This window comes from Stenotrophomonas sp. UBA7606, assembly GCF_002477705.1.
GTDB lineage: Bacteria > Pseudomonadota > Gammaproteobacteria > Xanthomonadales > Xanthomonadaceae > Stenotrophomonas.
This window is the reverse complement of record NZ_DLJW01000127.1, coordinates 1-19,497: the sequence shown is the minus strand read 5'-3', so window position 1 is coordinate 19,497 and position 19,497 is coordinate 1. Positions and strand designations below refer to the sequence as shown.

At 63.4% G+C, this 19,497-nt stretch carries 33 protein-coding genes; 8 read left to right on the top strand and 25 right to left on the bottom strand.

Going from position 1 to position 19,497, the window contains the following annotated elements:
• Window positions 1-70: 70 nt before the first annotated feature.
• From gp17 to B2527_RS16920, 25 genes are all read right to left on the bottom strand, one after another.
• Complete coding sequence (gene gp17 / locus B2527_RS17040; RefSeq protein ID WP_293716495.1) at window positions 71-433, bottom strand: tail completion protein gp17; 363 nt, start codon at window positions 431-433, stop codon at window positions 71-73.
• Window positions 430-933, bottom strand: a complete 504-nt coding sequence (locus B2527_RS17035; RefSeq protein ID WP_293716493.1) for an HK97-gp10 family putative phage morphogenesis protein — start codon at window positions 931-933, stop codon at window positions 430-432. Before B2527_RS17035 ends, gp17 begins: the two co-directional genes overlap by 4 nt.
• The gene (locus B2527_RS17030; protein WP_293716491.1) at window positions 926-1,261 is read right to left on the bottom strand and encodes a phage head closure protein; all 336 of its coding nucleotides are present in this window, start codon (window positions 1,259-1,261) and stop codon (window positions 926-928) included. The genes B2527_RS17035 and B2527_RS17030 overlap by 8 nt, the downstream gene beginning before the upstream one ends.
• The gene (locus B2527_RS17025; RefSeq protein WP_293716489.1) at window positions 1,258-1,737 is read right to left on the bottom strand and encodes a head-tail connector protein; all 480 of its coding nucleotides are present in this window, start codon (window positions 1,735-1,737) and stop codon (window positions 1,258-1,260) included. Before B2527_RS17025 ends, B2527_RS17030 begins: the two co-directional genes overlap by 4 nt.
• A gap of 1 nt (window position 1,738) precedes the next feature.
• Window positions 1,739-2,005, bottom strand: coding sequence for a hypothetical protein (locus B2527_RS17020; RefSeq protein ID WP_293716487.1), 267 nt, complete (start codon window positions 2,003-2,005; stop codon window positions 1,739-1,741).
• 63 nt (window positions 2,006-2,068) lie between these two features.
• Entirely contained in the window at window positions 2,069-3,313 is a 1,245-nt protein-coding gene (locus B2527_RS17015) for a phage major capsid protein (RefSeq protein ID WP_293716485.1), read from the bottom strand.
• 11 nt (window positions 3,314-3,324) lie between these two features.
• Complete coding sequence (locus tag B2527_RS17010) at window positions 3,325-4,167, bottom strand: head maturation protease, ClpP-related (protein ID WP_293716483.1); 843 nt, start codon at window positions 4,165-4,167, stop codon at window positions 3,325-3,327.
• Entirely contained in the window at window positions 4,145-5,380 is a 1,236-nt protein-coding gene (locus B2527_RS17005; RefSeq protein ID WP_293716481.1) for a phage portal protein, read from the bottom strand. Before B2527_RS17005 ends, B2527_RS17010 begins: the two co-directional genes overlap by 23 nt.
• Window positions 5,381-5,412: 32 nt before the next feature.
• The gene (locus B2527_RS17000; RefSeq protein ID WP_293716478.1) at window positions 5,413-7,224 is read right to left on the bottom strand and encodes a terminase large subunit; all 1,812 of its coding nucleotides are present in this window, start codon (window positions 7,222-7,224) and stop codon (window positions 5,413-5,415) included.
• Window positions 7,225-7,249: 25 nt separating this feature from the next.
• Entirely contained in the window at window positions 7,250-7,630 is a 381-nt protein-coding gene (locus B2527_RS16995; RefSeq protein ID WP_293716475.1) for a hypothetical protein, read from the bottom strand.
• Window positions 7,631-7,751: 121 nt separating this feature from the next.
• Window positions 7,752-8,117, bottom strand: a complete 366-nt coding sequence (locus B2527_RS16990; RefSeq protein ID WP_293716472.1) for an HNH endonuclease — start codon at window positions 8,115-8,117, stop codon at window positions 7,752-7,754.
• Window positions 8,117-8,464, bottom strand: a complete 348-nt coding sequence (locus tag B2527_RS16985; protein WP_293716469.1) for a hypothetical protein — start codon at window positions 8,462-8,464, stop codon at window positions 8,117-8,119. Before B2527_RS16985 ends, B2527_RS16990 begins: the two co-directional genes overlap by 1 nt.
• Complete coding sequence (locus B2527_RS16980) at window positions 8,464-8,787, bottom strand: DUF1064 domain-containing protein (protein WP_293716467.1); 324 nt, start codon at window positions 8,785-8,787, stop codon at window positions 8,464-8,466. Before B2527_RS16980 ends, B2527_RS16985 begins: the two co-directional genes overlap by 1 nt.
• A 214-nt stretch (window positions 8,788-9,001) precedes the next feature.
• Window positions 9,002-9,472 (bottom strand): lysis system i-spanin subunit Rz, encoded by a 471-nt coding sequence (locus B2527_RS16975; RefSeq protein ID WP_293716464.1) that lies wholly within the window; start codon window positions 9,470-9,472, stop codon window positions 9,002-9,004.
• Complete coding sequence (locus B2527_RS16970) at window positions 9,469-9,657, bottom strand: hypothetical protein (protein WP_293716461.1); 189 nt, start codon at window positions 9,655-9,657, stop codon at window positions 9,469-9,471. The genes B2527_RS16975 and B2527_RS16970 overlap by 4 nt, the downstream gene beginning before the upstream one ends.
• Before the next feature lie 109 nt (window positions 9,658-9,766).
• Window positions 9,767-10,111: a hypothetical protein gene (locus B2527_RS16965; protein ID WP_293716458.1), complete on the bottom strand. Its 345-nt coding sequence runs from the start codon at window positions 10,109-10,111 to the stop codon at window positions 9,767-9,769.
• Window positions 10,111-10,542, bottom strand: coding sequence for a structural protein P5 (locus B2527_RS16960; RefSeq protein WP_293716455.1), 432 nt, complete (start codon window positions 10,540-10,542; stop codon window positions 10,111-10,113). The genes B2527_RS16965 and B2527_RS16960 overlap by 1 nt, the downstream gene beginning before the upstream one ends.
• Window positions 10,543-10,864: 322 nt before the next feature.
• The gene (locus B2527_RS16955; RefSeq protein ID WP_293716452.1) at window positions 10,865-11,299 is read right to left on the bottom strand and encodes a hypothetical protein; all 435 of its coding nucleotides are present in this window, start codon (window positions 11,297-11,299) and stop codon (window positions 10,865-10,867) included.
• Between the two features lie 221 nt (window positions 11,300-11,520).
• The gene (locus B2527_RS16950; RefSeq protein ID WP_293716449.1) at window positions 11,521-12,144 is read right to left on the bottom strand and encodes a hypothetical protein; all 624 of its coding nucleotides are present in this window, start codon (window positions 12,142-12,144) and stop codon (window positions 11,521-11,523) included.
• Window positions 12,141-12,515 carry a Ref family recombination enhancement nuclease gene (locus tag B2527_RS16945; RefSeq protein WP_293716446.1) on the bottom strand — a complete coding sequence of 125 codons (375 nt, stop codon included), beginning with the start codon at window positions 12,513-12,515 and terminating at the stop codon, window positions 12,141-12,143. The genes B2527_RS16950 and B2527_RS16945 overlap by 4 nt, the downstream gene beginning before the upstream one ends.
• Window positions 12,515-13,096 (bottom strand): hypothetical protein, encoded by a 582-nt coding sequence (locus B2527_RS16940; protein WP_293716443.1) that lies wholly within the window; start codon window positions 13,094-13,096, stop codon window positions 12,515-12,517. Before B2527_RS16940 ends, B2527_RS16945 begins: the two co-directional genes overlap by 1 nt.
• The gene (locus tag B2527_RS16935) at window positions 13,071-13,958 is read right to left on the bottom strand and encodes a helix-turn-helix domain-containing protein (RefSeq protein ID WP_293716440.1); all 888 of its coding nucleotides are present in this window, start codon (window positions 13,956-13,958) and stop codon (window positions 13,071-13,073) included. The genes B2527_RS16940 and B2527_RS16935 overlap by 26 nt, the downstream gene beginning before the upstream one ends.
• A gap of 149 nt (window positions 13,959-14,107) precedes the next feature.
• Window positions 14,108-14,428 carry a hypothetical protein gene (locus tag B2527_RS16930; protein ID WP_293716437.1) on the bottom strand — a complete coding sequence of 107 codons (321 nt, stop codon included), beginning with the start codon at window positions 14,426-14,428 and terminating at the stop codon, window positions 14,108-14,110.
• 14 nt (window positions 14,429-14,442) lie between these two features.
• On the bottom strand, window positions 14,443-15,081 hold the full coding sequence (locus tag B2527_RS16925; RefSeq protein WP_293716434.1) for a hypothetical protein: 639 nt from the start codon (window positions 15,079-15,081) through the stop codon (window positions 14,443-14,445).
• 1 nt (window position 15,082) lies between these two features.
• On the bottom strand, window positions 15,083-15,532 hold the full coding sequence (locus tag B2527_RS16920) for a hypothetical protein (RefSeq protein ID WP_293716431.1): 450 nt from the start codon (window positions 15,530-15,532) through the stop codon (window positions 15,083-15,085).
• A 13-nt stretch (window positions 15,533-15,545) separates the two neighbouring features.
• On the opposite strand from B2527_RS16920, the gene B2527_RS16915 reads away from it, so the two are divergent.
• From B2527_RS16915 to B2527_RS16880, 8 genes are all read left to right on the top strand, one after another.
• Entirely contained in the window at window positions 15,546-16,349 is an 804-nt protein-coding gene (locus B2527_RS16915) for a S24 family peptidase (protein ID WP_293716428.1), read from the top strand.
• Between the two features lie 246 nt (window positions 16,350-16,595).
• Window positions 16,596-16,763: a hypothetical protein gene (locus tag B2527_RS16910; RefSeq protein ID WP_293716425.1), complete on the top strand. Its 168-nt coding sequence runs from the start codon at window positions 16,596-16,598 to the stop codon at window positions 16,761-16,763.
• Window positions 16,760-17,425, top strand: a complete 666-nt coding sequence (locus B2527_RS16905) for a hypothetical protein (RefSeq protein WP_293716422.1) — start codon at window positions 16,760-16,762, stop codon at window positions 17,423-17,425. Before B2527_RS16910 ends, B2527_RS16905 begins: the two co-directional genes overlap by 4 nt.
• Window positions 17,422-17,889: a hypothetical protein gene (locus B2527_RS16900; RefSeq protein WP_293716419.1), complete on the top strand. Its 468-nt coding sequence runs from the start codon at window positions 17,422-17,424 to the stop codon at window positions 17,887-17,889. The genes B2527_RS16905 and B2527_RS16900 overlap by 4 nt, the downstream gene beginning before the upstream one ends.
• Before the next feature lie 107 nt (window positions 17,890-17,996).
• Window positions 17,997-18,263 (top strand): hypothetical protein, encoded by a 267-nt coding sequence (locus B2527_RS16895; RefSeq protein ID WP_313401476.1) that lies wholly within the window; start codon window positions 17,997-17,999, stop codon window positions 18,261-18,263.
• A gap of 7 nt (window positions 18,264-18,270) precedes the next feature.
• The gene (locus B2527_RS16890; protein WP_293716416.1) at window positions 18,271-18,564 is read left to right on the top strand and encodes a helix-turn-helix domain-containing protein; all 294 of its coding nucleotides are present in this window, start codon (window positions 18,271-18,273) and stop codon (window positions 18,562-18,564) included.
• Window positions 18,561-18,854, top strand: coding sequence for a hypothetical protein (locus tag B2527_RS16885; RefSeq protein WP_293716413.1), 294 nt, complete (start codon window positions 18,561-18,563; stop codon window positions 18,852-18,854). Before B2527_RS16890 ends, B2527_RS16885 begins: the two co-directional genes overlap by 4 nt.
• Before the next feature lie 192 nt (window positions 18,855-19,046).
• Window positions 19,047-19,391, top strand: a complete 345-nt coding sequence (locus B2527_RS16880; protein WP_293716410.1) for a hypothetical protein — start codon at window positions 19,047-19,049, stop codon at window positions 19,389-19,391.
• Window positions 19,392-19,497: the final 106 nt, after the last annotated feature.

Below are 19,497 nucleotides of genomic sequence, written 5' to 3'. Positions count from 1 at the left end.
CCTTGTATTGCGCCCGTCGCCGGGCATGAAAAAAGCCCCTTGCGGGGCCGGTGGATTGCCGTTGATTCGGTCAGCGCAGCTGCAGCAGCCGCGCGTCGAACGAGATGCCGTAGGCGCCCGTCTCGTCGTCGTCCGGCGGCGGGTTGTAGGACTCGATACTCCCGCGCCGCTCGATCTCGTCGCGGATCACCACGGCGGCCGCGTTGGCTTCGGACAGCGCGGCGCCCCAGACGGTGAGCCGCACCCGCCAGCCATCGGCCGGGGGCGGGTCGGACAGCTGGGCCGACGGCGAGCCGTGGACCGTCGCCCAGGTGACATAGGGCATGGGCGTGTCGGCGGGCGCGGTGCCCGGAAACGCCCGGACCGGGTCGCCCAGCTGCGCGCGCACGGCGGCCGAGTCCTGCAGGATGCTTTGGATTCTGGGAACCATCATCGCCAGCCGGTCTCCTTGGTGTACTTGTCGATGGCCTTCCACGTAGCGTCGATTACGACCTGCGCCGCTTCCGGCCCCTTCGCCTCGCCTGCCGGCGTCAGGAATGGCTCGGCGGGCATCTTCTTGGTGCCGAACTCCTTGAAGCGCCAGTAGTACACGTCGCTCGCCGGCCGGTAGCTTTTGCCGACGCGCCGCATCCGCTGGTTGCGTTTGGTGTTGGCGTATTTCCGCCGCTGGCCGAGCATCACGCCGACGGTGTAGTACTCGCCCCCCTCACCCACGCCCGCCTTGCGCCGGTTCTTCGCGTTCGCGCGGCGGGTGACGATCCGGCGCGCCATCGCGCCGGATGCCTTGGGGGCCCTGCGCCGCGCTTCGTCACGGATCAGGTTGCCACCGGCGCGCATGCCGGCCTGCAGCGGCTTACCCTGGACAGCCTTCGGCAGGCCGCGCAGCGATTTCAGCAGACCATCCAGCCCCTCGATCTCGATGCGTTCAGCCATCGGACACGCCCGCAATGGCGATGATCGCCAACTCGCTCCGGTCGTTGCTCGGGGCAATGCTCTTGATGTCGAAGTGCCGCCCACGCATCACGATCCGCCATTGCGGATCGACCTCGCGCGGCCTGATGTCGATGCGCACCTGCTCTCGGTAGCGGTCAGCGCCGGCGGCCACTGCCTCGGTCGTCGCGGCCAGGTTGTTGGTCACCTTGGCCCAGACCGAAACCACCTCGGACCACTGAGGCTTGCCGGCGCCGCCGAGTGGGTCACGTTCCACGGTCTTGCGCTCGAACCGGATGCGGGTTTGTAGATCGCCGTCGTGCAGCGTCACGGCATCATCCTCCGTCGATAGTGGTGCAGGAACGACTTGGCGCCCTGCGGAAGCTCCACTGCGGGCGCACCGACAACCACGTCCGAGCGGTTCGCATACAGGTGCCCGATGGTGAGCAGGATGGCCGTGACGATGCTCGGATTCACGACAATGCCGTGGATGCACGCGCCAGCCTCTGCCATCGCTTCCTCATAGGCCACGTCGGCCACGCGGATGGCGGCCGCCCTCTCGTCCCGATCCTCGATGAAGGTGGCTGCCGCCAGCGCCTCAGTGCGCGCCGTGGCAGCGGCCCGGACGCCGGCAGGGTATGCTGAACGCGCATCAGCCAGCGCCTCCGGCGTTTCGTAGATGCGGCGATTGAGATACGCCTGGGCGGCATCGACCGCACCATCGATTGCAGTCTGCAGCTGCTCCGCCGGATAGTCGGCCTCGACTCGCACCTGCGAGCGGGCCTGTGCGAGCGAGACGATGGGCATGTCAGTCCTTCTTGCCTTCGGCCAGCGCGGCGGCGAGCTTGTCCACGCCCCAACGCTTGTCGAACGTGATGCCGGCCGCTTCCAGTTTGGCGATCAGCTCCGCCTTTTCTTCCTGGTCGGGGCCTCCCGAGGACTTGCCATCGGCCAGCGCGCCGGACGCGCGGGCGCCGGCTTCCAGCTCGGGCGGGCACTCGTCGCCGGCCGCGAACTCGGTTGGGTAAATCTCGCCATCGCGCACGCCGCGAAAAAGCTTGGTCAGTTTGCTCATGACTTCTCCATGCAGGGAGGGCGGCCGAAGCCGCCCACCCTTGGTTATCGACCTTCGACCCGGTTACGCGGCGATCTTCAGCGCGCGCATCGGCTCCGGGTTGTGCACGCCGCCGCCCACACGCTTGGTGGTGTAGAAGTGAACGAACGGCTTGTTGGTGAACGGATCACGCAGCACCCGCACGCCCTTGCGGTCGTAGACCGTGTAGGTCTGCTTGAAGTCACCGAACAGCGCACCGATGGCGTTGGCCGCCACGTCCGGGATGGCCGCCACGTCCTGCACCGCGAAGCCCAGCAGGGTGGACGGCTGACCTGCAATCAGCGAGGGCTGCCACAGGTAGTTGCCTTCGGTGTCCTTCAGCTTGCGCACCGAGCCCATCGTTTTCCGGTTCATGGCGAAGCGAGCGTTCGCCGTGTATGCCGACGGCAGGTCATAGACCAGGTCGATCAAGCCATCGCCAGTAATGGCCGCTGCCGCACCGCTGTTCACCGCCTTGATCGCACCGAACGGGTGCTTCGCAGCGTTGGCACCGCCTTCAACGTAGGTCAGGATGCCGAACGGCTTGTCAACGCCGTTGCCGGCGAAGAAGCCTGCGCCTTCCTGCTTGGAGAACTCCACGTACACCTCACCGGCCAGCCATGCTTCCAGGTCGATCTCCGAATCGTCCAGGAGCTGCTGCGTCGCGGCCGGGTTTGCATACAGCTCACCCCAGCCAAAGCCCAGCGACTTGAACTTCGGGCCGGCGGTTTCGGGGCGCGCGTCCTCTTCGCCGACCCAGCCGGACGCGGTCCCGCCCATATTGAACAGCTTGGTCAGGCCCGCTCCCGAACAAGGTACGACGTTGGCCAACTGGCGCATATCCGAAAGGATCACCAGACGGTCGGTGATGGTGCGGTCCCACTCAACCGGGGCCAGGTAGCCACCGTCATCGGCCACACCCTTGTTCATGGCCGCCTGCACTTCGCCCTTGCGGAAGTGTGCCGAGAACGCGCCGCTGTACTCGGCATCGGCCAGGCCGCCGCCGGCTGCACCGCCGCCCATCTGGAAGGCGGCCATCTGGGTGTTGGCCTGGTCGACGGCAGCCTGCAGGCGCGTGATGTCGGCATTGATGTTGTCGACCTTCAGGGCCTGCAGAGCGTCTGAATTGCCCTTCTTGATCTCTTCGAGCTGCTTGGTGTGCTCGGCCTTGAAGTCGGAGAACGCCTTGTTCAGCGACTCAACCAGCGCCTTCACTTCGGGCTGGCCGCCACCATCGGCGTGCACGGAAACGAGGCCGCGTGGGACGCGGCCGTGGGTCATCTTGGTCATGTGTTGGCCTCTTAGGCTTTGATGTTGTCGAGAAGGCCCTGCAACAGAGCCGAGGTTTCGTTGCCGCCAGCGCTCGGCGTGGCGGACTCGGCAGCGCTCGGCTTGCCGTTGAACAGCGATTTCAGGGTGTCGCGCCGCATGGAGCGGGAGTGGCCTGCCTTGGCCATCGCCGCCTCGACCAAGGCAAGAGCCTTGCGGCCACCCGTTGCCTGCTTGGCATCCTTGGTGGCGGCCGCTCCGTCCAGCAGGCCATCGGCAAAACCGTCCTCTACCGCCTGGGCGGCGCCGATCCAGGTCTCCTCGTCCATCATCCGGGCGGCTTCGGCCTCGGTGACGCCCGAGCGGGCCGCGTAGACCTTGGCCATGGCTGCGTCGAAGGGCTCCAACAGTTTTGCCGCGTCGGCCATGTCGTGCCTGTTGCCGATGGCCACCGCCCACGCGTTGTGAATCATCAGGAACGACCCGTCGCCCATCAGTACCTCGTCGCCGGCCATCGCGATTACCGAGGCTGCTGACGCGGCCAGCCCCATCACCTGGACGGTCACCTTGCCTTGGTGCTCGCGCAGCAGGTTGTAGATGGCAACACCCTCGAAGAAGTCACCGCCGGGCGAGTTAATGTTCACCACCACGTCCTTCTCGCCGATGGCCCGAAGGGCGGCGCTGATCCTCTTTGCGGTGACGCCAGTTCCCTCCCAGTTTTCGCCGATGGAGTCATAAATCGAGATGCTGTTCGCAGCATTGCCGGCGGCGCGAACTTCAGGCTCCCAGCGCTCCAGCGCGTCGGGACGCATATCGAACTGGGCGGCACCGAGCCGCCGCTCGGCACGGATTTCAGGCAGCTGCCGGAGGCTCATCGGGCTTTCCTTTTTGGGTCATGGGGTTTCGCAGCTCATTGGTGCCGGGCTGATCGGATTCGGGGTAGTCGAGCAGGCCGCGGACTTCGTTCTGCGTGTGCCACGGCTTCGTGCCGCCAGCCCCCAGCGCCTTGGCGAAGAAGTCGGCCTGATCCTTGAGCGTTCCCCGCATCAGCGCCCGGACATTGAACTTCGCCTGGTAATGCTCCAGCTCGTGCTCATGGAGCAACGTGCGCTCGATGGCCTGCTCCCAGTTGGTGAAGTGCTCCAGCATCGTGTACTGCAGGAAGAAGATTCCCAGCTGCTCGATACCGCTGCCCCAACTCGTGTCATCCATGAAGAGGAGCGGCCTGGGCACACCGAACAAACGCGCCACCTCTCCAACTTGCGCGTTCCTGTTCTCTACGTGCTGGGCCTCTTGGGCAGTGCTGCCGAACTTGTTGGCCTTGGCGTTCTCCTCCAAGAGCATCCAGCGCTGGGCCGCCGCGGCCCCGGCGTAATCGGTATCCAGTGACTCGCGCATGCGGTTGTATGCCGTATCGCTAAGCGCGTTCGGCACCTCAATGGCACCACCGGCCATGTTGCCGGTCTCAAATATCCGGCTCGCGGCCCGCTCTGCATCCAGCGCCAGCCGGATTGCCCGGTCCGCCAGTTTCATGCGCGACAGGCCCGTCACCCCGTCGATGGACAGGTCCCGCAGGTGGAATACCTCCTCCTGCTTCAGGACCACCTCGCCACGCTTCTTGGAGTTGTAGCGATAGATCATCTTCCAGTCGTCGCCCAGCTCCGCGCGGACCGCCAAGGGGTCCATTGGAATCAGGTGGATGGGGCGACCGGCCGACCACACAACGCGCGCATAGGCGTCGCCGTGCCGCTGCTTCGCCAGCTCCATCTGCCGCTTGAACTCCAGCGGCGTCTGCCAGGGGTTGGGCTTTCGCTTCAGCAGCCGGTGGACTGGATGCTCCGACGCTACACGCTTTTCTGGGCCAGCCTCTATCAGGCTGATGGGCAGCATCCCGACCGTTCCGCAGATCAGCGAGACGCAGCGCAGGACCGCCATGTTCCGCAGCTGGAAGCTGTCGTGTGCCCCACCCTGACCTGCCCGGATGAACTCAAGCAGCGCCGGATCATCCATTCCGGTGAACTGCCGCGACTCTGCGCGCACCGGCTTGCCGCCATGGTCTCCGCGCCAGATGCGATCCAGCGCAGCCATGGAGTTCTCATTGAACCTGCTCATTGGCTTCCTTATAGAAATCTGATGCCGCGCTTCTCGTAGACGGAGATGACCTCACCGCCACTTGCGTTCGCCGCGCCTATCGCCATACACAGCGCCACTGCGGCGTCGATCTTGTTGATGGACCGGGCCTTATCCAGCCACTTGTTTTCCCACTTGTCGCTTTCCACCACCGCGCTCATCAGCGCGGAAACCAGGACTGGGTTTCGCTTCAGGCGGATGCGCCCCTCCAGCAGAGCCTCTTCAAGCAATCGCAGTGAGCCGGGCATCCACATGCCTTCGGGGGCCGGCTCTCCGCGCGCCTTGGCAGCCTTGACCGCATCTTCCAGCGGCTTACCTTTGCGGGTACCGCCCTGGGGGTGCTCGGCGAAGGGCAACGAAAGCCCAATCTCGTTGGCCTCGTTCTCAAACTTGAGGAACGCATAGCGGTCGTATGCGACGAGGCCGATCTCGAACTTGTCGTTGTATTCCGACAGCGTCTGCGCGACGTGCCGGAAGTTGATCGACTGGCCCTGCGGCGCATGGATGTGCCCGGACTTAGCCCATACCTCATAGGGCAGCTTGTCCCGCAGCTGCCGAGCCGCAAGCGTGTCGCCGGGGGTCCAGGCCTCGATCCAAGCATCGTAGGTAGGCTTGGAAACGATCTTCTTCTGGCCCTTTACCTCGACCTCAACCTCAACCGCCCCCGTCTCCACCACCGAAGCCATCGCGGTTATGTCTCGAACCTGCGACAGGTCCAAACCGTTATAGATGCGCTTGCCGTGGTGTTCGGCCACGTCGAAATCGACCAGCGCGGGTTCCAGTGTCGCCCGCGCCATCCACGCTGTCTCCGCATCAGTCCAGATGCAGAAATGCAGGCGAAGGATACCGTTCAACGAGCCGGGGATCGCCTTTGCCTGCGCAACCACCTCTGCGAGGTATTCCTCGGTGATCGTCACCCCCAGCAGAGGGTTGGCCTTCGCCCAACACGTTGGATCTTCCAGCGGGTCGTCGCCCTCATCGAGGGAGCAGACATAGCTGAAGGTCGTGTCGTCCAGCGGCTCGCCGATGAACGTCGGATCGTTGACCGCTTCGGTATGACCCGCCGCCACCTTTACCGCATGCTCGTGCTCCTCCCATGCCACGCTGTTCCGGTCGCTGCCGGAGTTGGTAATCATGAACAGCAGGGGCTGACGCCGAAACTTGAAGCCACGCTCCAGCATCTCGATGGTCTTGCGATCCGGCAGCTCGTGGACCTCATCGGCCAGAACGAAGTACGGACGCGGGCCCGAGCCCGTCTTACCGGTGTCGCGCGATACCGGCCGGAAGAAGCTCCCGCTCTTGTGGTGCGCGATGTTGTATTCCCGGCCCTCGCCGCCAGAGAACTCCAGGCGTTTCATCAGTGCGCCGGAGGCCTTGACCATCTTCACCGCGTCGGCAAACAGGATGCCCGCCTGCTCCTTCTTCGCGGCTGCGGCGTAGATCTGAGCGCCAGCCTCCCCGTCCGCCGTCATGCCATACAGGCCGATGCCGCCAGCCATCGGGGATTTCCCGTTGCCCTTGCCCTGCTCGATGTAGGCGCGGCGGAAGCGCCGCCGCCCGTCCGCTCTCTTCCAGCCAAACAGGGACCCGAGTACAAAGGCCTGCGATGCGTGGAGCTGGAAGGCCTTGCCTTCGAACTGCCCCTCACTCAGCTTGAGGACGCCCTCGAAGTAGCTGAAAACGCGTTCCGCCGCTTCCTGGTCGAAGTACAGGCCCCGTTCGTGCCCGTCCTGCAGGTCTTTCAGATGGCGGCGGCAGGCATTGCGGACGTGTGGCCCCGCGACGATCTCACCGGCCAACACCCCATGCGCGTATGCGCTTGTTCGGTCAACTGAAGAACTTTTCGTCCGGGTCTTGGTCCTCGTCGCCGCCATGATTCACTTTCGTCTCGTCAACCGGCGTAGCGCCGAGCTTGGACAGGAGCGAGCCCAGCGCCTGGTGCGCCGATACGCCCATATCCGGGTCCGTTTCCATTCGAGCCGACAAGATGCAGATCTGACGCAGCAGAAGCCGGTGACCGGCATGTAGCCAGGGCATGTTTTCGGCCTGCTCCCGCCACACCGCGATCTGTGGTTTTGTCATCCCCTTGTAGGGCTGGCCGATGGCCTTGACCTTCTTCGGCGTCTTGCGGTCCTTGTGCCTTTTCGGGTTCTTGGCCGCTGCGCCAGAAACTGCAGCTTTTGCAGCTGGTGTCCTTGGATTTGCCATTTTTCACCCCTCAGGGGGGTCGTCTTTCCAACTGTGGATGCGCGAAGAAAGGGGGGCGCACGTGTCGGGAGGCGCACCCCCTCAGACTTTTGACTCCCCCTCCCCTCCACGCTCGTCTCGTTCAGATTCCGCGTGGAACTCTGCGCCCGTGGAACGCTTTGGCGACCGGCCACCCATCTGCGTCACAACCCACCACCGGCCGCGACTCGTTCCCGAATCCGCCGTCCTCGCGTGCCGTCTTGCGGCTATGGCAGCAGTTGCACATCGTCTTGAGGTTACTGGGGTCGTTGTTGTTCGGGTTGCCATCGTCGTGATCGACGTGCGCCTCACCCTTGCCGCCCACCAGCTTCCCGCAGCCAGCCTCCTGGCATGTGTACAGGTCGCGGATCAGGATCGACTCACGCAACCGACGCCACGCAACGCTGTTGGTGGGCAGCGCGCGCTTGGCCTGCCTGTTACCGGCCAGCGGCTTGGCCTGCCCAACCATCAGTATTGGTTCCCGTCCAGGTCAGTGCGCTCGGGGTCCGCAGTGGAGTCGGACTCCACGGGCGTACCTGTCTCCTCGCCCAGCAGCTGGGCCACGCACTGCACCAGCAACCCGATGTGTTCGGCCTGCGCCTCAAGCCCACCGACAAGGCGGTCGACGCGATCACCTGCTGAGGCTTCAAGGGCTTGGAGTCGATTGGTCAGCGCTGCGACTTCCGCCACCCGCGCATTGCGCTCCTCATGTAGCTCATCGCGCAACGCATTAATCGTCATGGAAAGCGACGCATCTCCGGCCGCTCGGCAGCCCTGCTCTGCTGCCAGTGCCGCCTCGAATCGCTCAATGCTCATCAGAACTCCTCTACATCCCAGCCGCCACCGTCCCGCTTGGCCTTCACCTTCACGGCAAATAACCGGAACGGGAACATGGCCGCCGCGATCTTGATCTTGGCCCTGGCATCGTCCTGCCAGAACCCTTTGACTTCGTGCAGCTCCATCACGCCGTCCGCAGCCAAGACCGCGAAGTCCGGCGTGTAGAACGTGTTGTCGGCCAGCCGCAGCTTGATGCCCTCGAACTTGTGCCATAGGATCTGCCCGGCCAGCTCCAGCGCGCGCAACCGGTCCGCATATGCCTGCTCGGTCTTGTTGAGTTGGCCCGTCTTGAACCTGCCCAACGCGAGGTGGTTACCACCCTTGCCACGCCTCACGCTCGTCCGTCCCTGGGCTTTACTTCACGCAAGTGCACCGCGCGACGCACCCAGAACTCCACTCGTTCCCAATTAGGCTCCAGCCCGGTCAGGTTGGCTACCAAGACAATCGATTGGATGTACCACTTGAGCCACCACCGTACGCGGACCTGTATAACCACAGACCGCCGGCCATTCCGACTCATGGGATCACCTCAGTCCGGTCCGTCTTCACGGTGGCCTGGCAGGCGCGGACTTGGTCGTCGGCGTCTCGCCCGACTCGAACAAGATCGCCCTGATCCTTTGCTCGTAGTTCGGCGAGCGCATCACGTTCGGCGGCGCCGGCTGCAGACTCGGACACACGGTTGGTTTCACACGCTGCCCACTGCCGGCGCAACTGGAGGTTGCCAGCACGCAGGTCAGCAACAACAGCAGCAGGGACGGCCTCGGCCGCTTCCCGGTCTTCTTCATGCTTCGCTCCGATCTTGGCCAGCTCTTGGCCCTTGGCCTGCTCCAGCGCGCGAGCGCCCTGCTCTGCCTGCACCTGGCTGGTGAGCTGCTTCACTTCCTGCTTTCCGGAGGCGATGTCTGCACTGCGGTCCCGCCACTCCCTGCCCAGCAGGCAGCCAGCGAGGAACAGCAGCAGCCCTGCGAGAATCTGGGCGCGGGTCATTCATCGCCCCACGGATCGAAGCCAGCTTCACGCAAGACTGCCTTCAGCTCATCCCTCATCTCGGGGATCGCCTCATTGATGGCCGCAAGACGAATGTGATCCGGCATCGGGATGGCCCCGGCCGCCGCGTAGTTGTCCAACCGGTCGGCCAGCTGGCCCAAACGCTCAAGCTGATCTTCGTTCACTCAAACCTCCACGCCCACAAGGGCTGTCATGGGTCCATTCCTATGTCGCCGTGCCAGTACGCCAGGGCGGCAACAGCCAGACCGGCCAGCAGGCCAATGCCCAGGTACATCACGGCGGTTCAGGCGGGATCACCGCCCCCACCTTGCGCATCGCTGACTCCAAGGTCTGCACCCTTAGCCGAAGCCGGTGCGCCTCTTCCTGCGCCTGCATGCGAAGGGTGATTTCCTCCTCCAGCCGCTTCCGCAGTTGCTGGTGGCCATCCTCCATCGCCTTGAGCCGCTCACCCATCGAGCCAAGCCCTTCGCGGAGCTGGTTCAACAGGTCAATGTTTGCGTCCGTCTCGGTGCGGTCCTTCTTCCTGGTGGCGATGACGCCCCAGATCTCCCTGACCACCCACAGAGCGAAGGCGCCACCCGCGGCCCACCACGGTGCCGTGCTCGGATCACCGTCCATCAGGCCAAGGCCTGGCGCACGCCAGCCTCGATCACTGCCTCGTCCCAGAACAGACCGCCGTTCTCGTGCCGGGCAATGGCCGTCACCATGCGCTGCAGCGGCACCTGCTTGTTGAGGCTGACAATCTCGCGGCTTCCCACCCCAACCTCCCGGGCGACCTGGGCGATGTACGCCTCGGTGTCGTTTTCCTTCGGCGGCGCCCAGCGGTTGATCATTTCGCGAACCGTCCGCAGACCGTGCTTTCTCTGGTAGGTCAGCAGCGTCTTGGCCAGCGCGCGAAAACCTGCCTGCGGCGTCTCGAACACACAGAAGCGCTTCTCGCTCGCCAGTGCTGCGGCGCTACGGTCTTCACCGCGCCACACGGTTTCCGTGCGATCCAGATTGCCAGGATTATTGTTACGGACGCCGCGCGGCTCCTGCTTCGTGCTCATGGGTGAATCCCCTGTATGGCAAAGGTGCCCGTCACCACAGTCCGGCTGCGGTCGATGATTGGTCCGGTGAGGATTGACGGGCGTAGAAGAACCGATCACCACCGCTGCCTGGTGCGCAGGCCAGTCATGGCGTTTCTGGCGCGCTTGCGCGCGGCACCGGCCCCAATCGCCTCACGGCGAGCGGAGGAGCTTACGGAGCGGTGGTGATCGGGTTGAAAACAAAGAGCCCGGCTCTTGGCCGGGCTTGATCTTGCGATGTTAGTAACTTAGCTCAAGAAGTGCGCGGGTATCACCCGCGCAGCGGATTGGCGCGAGACCTTCTTCACTCTGTTATCAAACAAGCTGCCTGATGCCGCTCCAGTCCCATGCTTGTTACGTGAGAGTTATGCACCTCAATGAGTGCTTGCTGGAGCATATTTGCCTGTATGAAAACTTGGGCGGCAGCGTCACTTCTTCCGTCTTCTGACTCAAAGGATCGGAGTATCTCGACCGTCGCCTTGAGTGCTGCCCTCCACATGGAAACTTTTGCAAGTTGGTCACTTACGGAGCGACTAAATACGTTCGTTGTCTCGCAGATTCTCTCCATACGAGTGATATCGAATTCTTTCAGGAAGATCGCAATCACTCCTTCTGAATTCGGTATCGCCTCAAGGTAAGCGCTTCCCGACTCAAAACCTAACTTGCGTGCCTCTTCGTTGATAGATCCACTCAGAACCCGCAATTTGACCATAGGAATGCTGAGATCACTGGCGATCATCCTCATGAGTCGTCGAGAATCCGCGCGTCGCCTCGACCAAGCCGACAAACGGTCAAATACAAACACTCCCAAGGCGATAGCAGCCGACAGAGCCGTGCCGATAGCACTTACAACCTCAGCGGTCCAAAAGCTTGTTGGTGTATCCACGTATTTTGACACTCGCAGACGGTCGGAATCCCGATTGTGCAGCCTTCGGGGGTTGGAAGCGACTGTTTGCGGCGCTAGCTGAGCGCCGTATTCGGATCAACTGCTTTCCTCAATCGGCAAGCAGCCTGCTGTTCGGCCTCGACGAGGCGAGCTAGGAGCCAATCGACCACACCTGCCCAGGCCTCACGGTAACTGGAATCACTAACTCCGATAGCCGCCGCCCGTTCCCGGTTACTGAGCCTTTCACCCCTCATATGACCGATGCATACCGCCGTAATGTCGGGCAACCGCTCCTCAAGCCGATCAGGAAACAGGCGATCATGCGCTACCGACACTCGAGCTCTGAGTATCCCGATATTCCGCCGACCAGCTTCACTCCGGTCCCGATGGAACTTCGCGATGCAGTCTGCGATACCCAGCGTCGTCTTCGCGTCGAAGTACTCGTTCAAACGCCTAGCGCGCTCTTCCATAGCCACCCGAACAGCCCCTTCGAAAGATCGGAAGATGTCAGCACGGCTTGGGTTAGGACCATGCAACAGCTCCAATAGATCCCGACCGAGGCCCGCAGGAACCATTCCGAGCGCCCCCGCGATATCAATGTTCGTCAGGGCATCCACCCCGCCGCCCGAGCCGGTCCCGATGTCCATTCGGATCGTGGTGGGATTCAGCCTTGCCAGCAGTTCGCGCACATCGGTCATGCTGCTCTCCTCAGTTCATTCACTTGGGTCTGTTGCTCAATCAAGTCGTCGTCGCTGCCGTAGGTCTCGTGGAACACCCGGGAGCCGTCCATCAGACTCGGGCCGTAGATCTCGCGCGTCTGTGCCAAGGTCTTGCCCTCCGTGGGGTGCCGGCGGTGATGCCAGACGCAGAGCGCGTAGCCGAACATGTGGCCTCTGCGGCGGTTGCCGCTCTTGGCGTGGTTGTAGTCGCAGCCGTAGACCACCCGGCGCGCTGACAAGAGGCCGGCGATCTGGAGCACCAGGCAGGCCATGCACGGGCCAACCTTCGCCAGTTCGATGCGTTCGGCCTCGGCCGCAGTCGGTGTGCCGGTGGAGTGCTGCATCGCCATCAATCGAACCCCAGCTCCTGGGCAGCGCGCGCCATCGCGGCAGCTGCGCTCTCCCGGTTGGACACGTTGGGTGCGGCCGGCCTCTCGTGGACCAACGCAGGAACGGCGGCCGGCAACGCGCCGCCAGCCGAGACGTGCTGCATTGCCTGGCTGAAAGCGGCAGCCACCATGCGGGACTGCTGGTAGCCGTCCGCAGCATTGAACGCATGCAAGTCCAACAGCGAACGAACCAGCACGGAGAACGGGCTACGGTCCTGTCCGGGGCGCAGCTCCTGCTCCACCTGCGGCAGCGATGGCAAGCCCAAACACAGCGCGCGGAACTCGCCGGGGGTTGGTGGCCACTTCAGGCCCATGCGCATGCAAGACGCCATGCCCTCGCCCAGCTGGCGCGGCAGCAGACCTTTCATCGCCAGCGCCCAAGTCTCGCCGGCCACAGTCAGCGGACCGTCCGCACTGGCAGGCGCTAGGCCATTGGCGTGCTTCCACTTGCCCGGGAACATCGCTTCCATCCGCTCCCACAGGTTCCACAGCGCATCCATGGCGCGCTGGCTGGGCTCAGCCGACAACGGCGAACTCGGCATCGATGACCTCGCCTGCCGGACGGCCTCGTCCTGCTCCGCCCTGGCCGCCAACGCTGCCACTGCCGTGGCGGCGTTCGTACTCGGCGCGTGCTTGGGCGACTCCGGCGGCAGAACCTTCTGCAGTTGATCCATGGGCGTTGGCTCCAATCTTCGGGATTACGGGCAACGACAGGCCGGCGGCCATGGCATCGCGGAGGGATTGATTCGGGTCGCCGCCGGATGCGGCCAGGGTTTTCAGCGTCGGCAGGATCTGCAGCCAGCCCTGCACCGACAGCGTCCGACCGGAAACCCGGCGATGGCGGACGAATTGGGAAAGCACCTGCCGATCGATCCAGTCGGGCAGCGACCCCAACGGCGAGATCTCGCGTTCGATGTCTGCCTCCGTCAGTTCGCTTCCACACACGCGGTGTGTGTTCTGACGGTTCCCTTTAGTTTCTGACGGTTCCGTGTCCCGTTTTTGGGACTGTTTCGCGGAAAAACGGGACTGTTTGGCGGGAAAAACGGGACTGTTTCCCGTGCTTTTTGGGACTGTTCCGTTTTCGGAACTGTTCCGCTTTTGGGACTGTTCCGCTTTTGGGACTGTTTGAGGCTGGTCACCTCCCAGCAGCCGGTAAACGATCACCTGCTTCGTGTCGCCCATGCGGCGCCCACTGTCCTCGATAAAGCCTAGCTCACGCAGACGCACAAGGTTGGCCAGCACCGTCTTGCGGTCCTGCCCTGTCGCCTCAGCCAAATAGGCCACGGACGGGTAAGCCAGCCACGTGTCACCGCTGGCGCAGTTCGCCAGTACGGTCAGCACAAATTTGGCTGAGGAATGCTTGATGGGCAGCTTCAGGGCCCAGGTGATCGCCTCGACGCTCATGACGAAGGGCCTGCTGGTCGGTGCATCGTGGAAATTCGCTGTGTCACGCCATTGCTCCTACTTCCTCCTGCAAACCCGCATCCCTCAACCGTGCAGGAGTTCGGCTGTCCCTCCAGGAGCTACCTGGCGGTTAGAGGGGCGGGATTCGGTTAGGGGCGCTTACGCGCCACCGGTGGTTTCTTCTCGTCAGCCTTGGCCAACACAAGCCACGCCTCGTACTTCTTGATCTTTTCCCGGATGCCGCTAAGGCGGGCTTGATGGATGTAGCGGGAGCGGCCGCCCGGTGACCCGTTCGCCTCAATTTCCGCAAGAGTTGCGCGCGCATCAGCAATCAGGCGCTCCAGATACACCGTGCGCTTCTCATCCCACTGATACGGAGGCTTTCCGTCAGCGCGGCGGCGCTTATCCAGCTCGCCCCGCAGCTCTTGCTCTGTGAAGCCGTGCAGCGCGTAGCGCCTGCGCGTGGACATGGGGTTAGGTGCGGTCACTTGCCGCCACCCAGCAGCGCGACGAAGCGGCGCTGAATCGTCAAGGCGGCAATCACCACGTCGTTGCAGCGCTCGATGATGCTGCATGCATGCGGCCGGTCGCGTTCGTCGATGACGCCGTCGGCGGTGGCCGGGGTCAGCGCCGATACCAGCGAACCGAACTCGGTCATCAGATTGCCGATGCCAGCGGTGTCGGCGTCAGCCGCGATCAGCGCCAGTCGGATTGGTAGCAGGCCGCGACGTGCAGCCAGGTCCCGCTCGCAGTCGCTGCGGTACGGTTCGGGTAGGCTCAGCACCCAGGCGTCTTCCAGGTCAGCCGGCAGCGTCTTGACCGTGCCGTCCATGTAGCGGCGCAGCGCCTGTCCGTTGGCCTTGAGTGCGTCCGCCAAGTCATCGCCCTGCCCCATCCGCAGCGGCACGGCCTTCTTGTCGTGCATGTGCGGCGCGGTCATCGCGAAGTAGTTCTCCGCAACCTGCATCGCGAAGCTGTTGGCGTTCATCGCCGTTTCGTTGAGCAGACGGTGCGTGTAGCCGTAGATCACCTGCTGGCGCGAAGGCAGAAACTGCCTCCCCAGCTTCATGACATCGCCGGTACCGGTTGCCAGACTGGCTCCCATGGACGGAATCGAATTCATCTCAGGCGGTCTCCACCGGAACGATGCGGGTTTCGTCGGGGTCTTCTGGCGGCGCTTCGGCAATGGCCTGCGGCTGGTGGCCGAGCAGGCGCAGCACTTCGGGCAAAGCCGGCAGCGCGCGCTCTTCCTCCCAGCTTTCAACCTGGGCCAACGGCAAACCCAGCACCGTGGCCAGCTGCTTGTCGTTGGCGAAACCGAGCCGAGCACGCAGCGCGCGCTTGCTCATGCGGGTGTCTGCCAACGTGCTGATCTGCGTGACAGCGCTCTGGCGCGATTCACCGAAGATCATCGGCTCCTTGGGCACGGACTCGGGACCAAGCCGCGCCGATTCGCGCTCGATCACGGATGCCAACGCGGGGCTTGGGCGCTTCCCCCGCCAACGAGTGGCGATCTGCCACAGGTACTCAGAGCTGGTTCCGCACGCCGCAGCAAGAGCGTGGCGGCGGCTCATATCGGAGATGTATGTGAGTAGGTCCATAAGCCAAACATTAGCCTATGGCTATTCGAGTGGCAATAGCCAAAAGCTCGTTGGATTGAATAGCCTTTCGCTATTCAATGGCGGAATGCGCCCGATAGACGACATCCGCCACGAGAACCTCCTATCCCTCATCGCAGAGAAGGGTGGTCAGCGCCAGTTCGCAGACGCGGCTGGAATCAAGAACCCAGCTCAAGTGAGCCAGTGGGTTAACCGCAGCCCCAACGCTGCCACCGGCAAACCGAGGGTTATGTCGGGCGGTACAGCGCGCGCAATCGAAGCCGCCCTTGAGCTTCCATCCGGATGGATGGACACGCCGCAGGCCGACATATCGGGCAGTGGCGCGACGGTCTTAGAGGCTGAGACCCCAGCAGGATACGTTCGCTTCGATTTGTTTGAAGGGGGTGCGGGAATGGGTGCAGGGATGGTCAACCAGGATTACCCCGAGGTCATAAAGACCATCGAAGTTGCCGAATGGGAGGTGCGGCGAAAGCTTGGCTACCTGCCCCGGCCTGGCCGAATCCAGATCATTACCGGCCGGGGACCTTCTATGCGGCCCAAGCTCGAGGATGGCGACATCGTCTGGATCGACACCAGTTGCGACTACTTCGACGGTGACGACTACTACCTCATCAACGTTGGCGGCGAAACGCAGATCAAGATGCTTCAGAAGCGTGGCGACGGGCTGTACGTGGTCAGCGTGAACACCGACTTCCCTGCCTACCGACCGGACGCTGGTGAGCTGACGATTCTTGGGAAGGCACTGATACACGCAGGCCTGCGCAAGTTCTAAGGCAGTGGGAAAACCGCTTCAATGACAGCCCCGCCTAGCGGGGCTTTCTTTTGGCTATTGCCCATTCAGAAAAATATTAGCTTTTGGCTATTGACGATCAAATAGCCTGTGGCTAATGTTATCTCCATCGCCCCGCGACACACCCATTCCGGGCAGGGGCTGGAGATCAGGTTCATGGCAACCGCACGGAAGAAGCCCGGCCGCCCCAAAAAGGCCGGCCAGAAGCCTCGCCAGTTCAGCATTCGCATGGAACCGGCCCTCATCGAGAAGGCCCGGCAGATCGCCGTCGCCAATGGCGTCAGCGTCTCGCAAGCCGTCAGCATCTGCGTTGCCAGCTACCTCCTCCCCGAAAAGATCGCGGCAGCAGCCGCAGCGCTGCTTGCAGCGCGCGAGGCCGATGGCGGTGCTGCATGAGCCGCCCGGACTACAGCCGCACGCTGGCTAGCTTCCAGCGCAACACAGCAGAGCACCAGATGGACGTTCTGCTTGATTCCGGCGTCTATCGCCATCTTCGATTCAGCAACGGCGGCAGCAGCGTGTACCGCTTCGACATCGTGACTTGGCCAGGCCACCTTTCGATCACTGGCGACATGGGGGCTGCAGTTTTCTCTCGCCTGCCCGACATGTTCGACTTCTTCCGTGCCGATCAGCGCCCGGAAGATGATCCTGGTGCACTTCGCATCAACGCCGACTATGGGGCCGAGAAGTGCATCGCCAACGCTGGCAGCAAGGAGGAGTTTTCCAGCGATCTGTTCGAGCAGATTGTGCGCGAGCATTTCGACAGCTACATGGAGTTCCAAGACTCCGACGAAGAAGGCTTCGAGGAAGCCCGCAGCGAGCTGTGGGAGGAGATCGAAGGCGACCTGTTCGGCATGTACGACAGCGCCGGGGAAGCACTGGGCGCCGCAATGTCGTTCAAGTCCGGTGACAAGCGCTTTGGCGACTTCAACATGCGGGAGGCCTGGGACTGGGGTAGATCCGTCGAGGTCTATACCTACCACTTCATCTGGCGCTTGTATGCCATCGCTCATGCAGTGAAGGCCTACGACGCAGCCAAGGCTGAGGTGCAGGCATGATCCGCGCCCTCCTCGCCTCCCTGCTGCTCACTCTGGGCGGCTGCGCCGCCCCCGGCCAGCCCGAGCCCACCCACGCTGCTGCAGTGACCACCGACGGTGATGTGACCATCCCGGCCGACCTGGTCATCACGAGCCCGCGCATCTGCGCCGCCCTCGCCGTCTACGAGCTCTCCGAGCATGACGACTGGGGCCTGCGCGCCACCATCGCCGGCACAGCCTTGAACGGCTTTCGCACCGCCGAACGCGTGCCCAACTGCGCGGCCGGCGTAGCCGTCGCGCTGACCAACAACTTCTCGGAACGCCGCTGGCTGCTCGCGCTCGAAGCCGTCGATGCAGTCACCTCCGGCTCCTACTCCGTTCCCCTCGCATGCGCCCGGGCAACTGCGGTTGTCCCCCTGTCTGCCGCAGACGCCCGGGCGCACTGCGTCATCTATGACCTGGCTTTCGTTGGTGGTGCGCAATGAAGCACTCCACCCGCGAACTCCTTGGAACCCTTCTTGTGACCCTGGCAGCTGCCGCCATCGTCGGCGTCGTTCTCACGCTGCTGGCCTACGGCAAATAGGAGAAGTACATGCAACGCATGATCACGGAACAGGTGCCGATCATTCCCTGCAGCAAGGGACATGCAGCGCGGCACATGCTGGACCTGCGCCGCCCCTCGGCTGGCGGCGGACACAGTGTCGAGTGCGCCTGCACCAGCACTGCCAGGCACCTGACCTTCGAAGAAGCGCACGCCGAATGGAACCTCGTGCATGGACAGCGCGCGCCACGGCGTAAGACACCGGCGAAGCGGTCGGTATTCCCTTCGGAACTCGCCCAGATGCCGCTGGCCCTGTGAGCTTCCCATGACAGATCAAGCCCAGTGCGACGAGCTGCTCGCGGCGCTCACCAAACGACCGATGACCGCAATGGAGATCCTCCTGGAACTCGGCATCGGCAGGCCCAGCGCGCGCATCTACGACCTGCGGCAGCAAGGCCACCCGATCCACTCCACGGAAATCGTGGTCAAGAACCGCAAGGGCAAGCCCTGCCGCGTTGCCAGGTACAGCGTCACCACCGACCAGATGCTCCTCATTCCACGGCTGCCCGGCCGAGCGAAGTTCTCGCAGCGCCCAAGCAAAAAGGAACCCCGCCAGTGAACGACACAACCGCATCCGACTGCACCTGCCCCAGCGGCGACGGCTCACTGCGCCATCCCTGCCCCACTCATCCAATTCAGCGCGCGCAGGCACAGCCCGCCGCAGCGCAGGAGGCGGTGGCTATAGACGACATGGACCTGCCGCCGGGCAAGACCTGCGGCGACTGCGCGCACTGCCGTCGCTGCACGATGATCTTCGGGCACATCCCCGAGGACGAGTCGTGCGACTGGAGTCCCTCACGCTTCAACGAGAAGCAGCCCACCAGCCACGGCGCGGGGGTGTCGGAATGAACATCATTTGCCGCTTGTTCGGCCATAGGCCTGATACGTATGGGTCGCAAGGCGTGATATCCCCTCCGTATCACGACGGGATCGGTAGATCGCATCGTGACGTAAAGGCCCGGTGCGTTTCATGCCATGAGTTGTTTCCGGTAGGTAGTGTGATTGATCCGAAAACTTCTATTGACACGAAGGCGGTGCGCCATGGATGACCAGCAGCGCGCCAGGGAGTTGCTGGCGCAGGAATACACGAGACTTGGGTGGCCGTCTGGTTGGGCAAGGATGGCCTTGTCTGGCGAGATTGGCGACTTTGAAGCCGACTCAGTGTTCACCGCCATCACCGCCGCCCTGCGCGCCGCGCCGGAGGTGGAAGTGGTTGGCGAGGCATGGAGACTGGTGAACTCAGGTGGCGATCAAGTCGGCGGACTGTACAGCTCTGAATGGTCCGCCTCTGCGGCAGAGTTGAAGTACCGCAGGGATCGCACCAGAACGCCCTATACGGTGCAGCGGCTGGAGATCATCGCCGCCCGCCCGCAGGGGGTGAAGTGATGGCCCGGTACTTCATCAACGACTCCGAGGTTTCGCGCGATGAGGCGTTCTATGCATGGCGTTTCTCGCAGACGTACCGTCAGGCTCGGCACAACAATGTGATCTG

Excerpts from the sequence above, each read along its gene's own strand:
- gp17 (WP_293716495.1), bottom strand. The coding sequence starts at position 433 with ATGATGGTTCCCAGAATCCAAAGCATCCTGCAGGACTCGGCCGCCGTG.
- B2527_RS17035 (WP_293716493.1), bottom strand. The coding sequence starts at position 933 with ATGGCTGAACGCATCGAGATCGAGGGGCTGGATGGTCTGCTGAAATCG.
- B2527_RS17025 (WP_293716489.1), bottom strand. The coding sequence starts at position 1,737 with ATGCCCATCGTCTCGCTCGCACAGGCCCGCTCGCAGGTGCGAGTCGAG.
- B2527_RS17020 (WP_293716487.1), bottom strand. The coding sequence starts at position 2,005 with ATGAGCAAACTGACCAAGCTTTTTCGCGGCGTGCGCGATGGCGAGATT.
- B2527_RS17015 (WP_293716485.1), bottom strand. The coding sequence starts at position 3,313 with ATGACCAAGATGACCCACGGCCGCGTCCCACGCGGCCTCGTTTCCGTG.
- B2527_RS17010 (WP_293716483.1), bottom strand. The coding sequence starts at position 4,167 with ATGAGCCTCCGGCAGCTGCCTGAAATCCGTGCCGAGCGGCGGCTCGGT.
- B2527_RS17005 (WP_293716481.1), bottom strand. The coding sequence starts at position 5,380 with ATGGCTGCGCTGGATCGCATCTGGCGCGGAGACCATGGCGGCAAGCCG.
- B2527_RS16995 (WP_293716475.1), bottom strand. The coding sequence starts at position 7,630 with ATGGCAAATCCAAGGACACCAGCTGCAAAAGCTGCAGTTTCTGGCGCA.
- B2527_RS16990 (WP_293716472.1), bottom strand. The coding sequence starts at position 8,117 with ATGGTTGGGCAGGCCAAGCCGCTGGCCGGTAACAGGCAGGCCAAGCGC.
- B2527_RS16985 (WP_293716469.1), bottom strand. The coding sequence starts at position 8,464 with ATGAGCATTGAGCGATTCGAGGCGGCACTGGCAGCAGAGCAGGGCTGC.
- B2527_RS16975 (WP_293716464.1), bottom strand. The coding sequence starts at position 9,472 with ATGACCCGCGCCCAGATTCTCGCAGGGCTGCTGCTGTTCCTCGCTGGC.
- B2527_RS16965 (WP_293716458.1), bottom strand. The coding sequence starts at position 10,111 with ATGGACGGTGATCCGAGCACGGCACCGTGGTGGGCCGCGGGTGGCGCC.
- B2527_RS16960 (WP_293716455.1), bottom strand. The coding sequence starts at position 10,542 with ATGAGCACGAAGCAGGAGCCGCGCGGCGTCCGTAACAATAATCCTGGC.
- B2527_RS16955 (WP_293716452.1), bottom strand. The coding sequence starts at position 11,299 with ATGATCGCCAGTGATCTCAGCATTCCTATGGTCAAATTGCGGGTTCTG.
- B2527_RS16950 (WP_293716449.1), bottom strand. The coding sequence starts at position 12,144 with ATGACCGATGTGCGCGAACTGCTGGCAAGGCTGAATCCCACCACGATC.
- B2527_RS16945 (WP_293716446.1), bottom strand. The coding sequence starts at position 12,515 with ATGGCGATGCAGCACTCCACCGGCACACCGACTGCGGCCGAGGCCGAA.
- B2527_RS16940 (WP_293716443.1), bottom strand. The coding sequence starts at position 13,096 with ATGCCGAGTTCGCCGTTGTCGGCTGAGCCCAGCCAGCGCGCCATGGAT.
- B2527_RS16935 (WP_293716440.1), bottom strand. The coding sequence starts at position 13,958 with ATGAGCGTCGAGGCGATCACCTGGGCCCTGAAGCTGCCCATCAAGCAT.
- B2527_RS16930 (WP_293716437.1), bottom strand. The coding sequence starts at position 14,428 with ATGTCCACGCGCAGGCGCTACGCGCTGCACGGCTTCACAGAGCAAGAG.
- B2527_RS16925 (WP_293716434.1), bottom strand. The coding sequence starts at position 15,081 with ATGAATTCGATTCCGTCCATGGGAGCCAGTCTGGCAACCGGTACCGGC.
- B2527_RS16920 (WP_293716431.1), bottom strand. The coding sequence starts at position 15,532 with ATGAGCCGCCGCCACGCTCTTGCTGCGGCGTGCGGAACCAGCTCTGAG.
- B2527_RS16910 (WP_293716425.1), top strand. The coding sequence starts at position 16,596 with ATGGAACCGGCCCTCATCGAGAAGGCCCGGCAGATCGCCGTCGCCAAT.
- B2527_RS16905 (WP_293716422.1), top strand. The coding sequence starts at position 16,760 with ATGAGCCGCCCGGACTACAGCCGCACGCTGGCTAGCTTCCAGCGCAAC.
- B2527_RS16900 (WP_293716419.1), top strand. The coding sequence starts at position 17,422 with ATGATCCGCGCCCTCCTCGCCTCCCTGCTGCTCACTCTGGGCGGCTGC.
- B2527_RS16895 (WP_313401476.1), top strand. The coding sequence starts at position 17,997 with ATGCAACGCATGATCACGGAACAGGTGCCGATCATTCCCTGCAGCAAG.
- B2527_RS16890 (WP_293716416.1), top strand. The coding sequence starts at position 18,271 with ATGACAGATCAAGCCCAGTGCGACGAGCTGCTCGCGGCGCTCACCAAA.
- B2527_RS16880 (WP_293716410.1), top strand. The coding sequence starts at position 19,047 with ATGGATGACCAGCAGCGCGCCAGGGAGTTGCTGGCGCAGGAATACACG.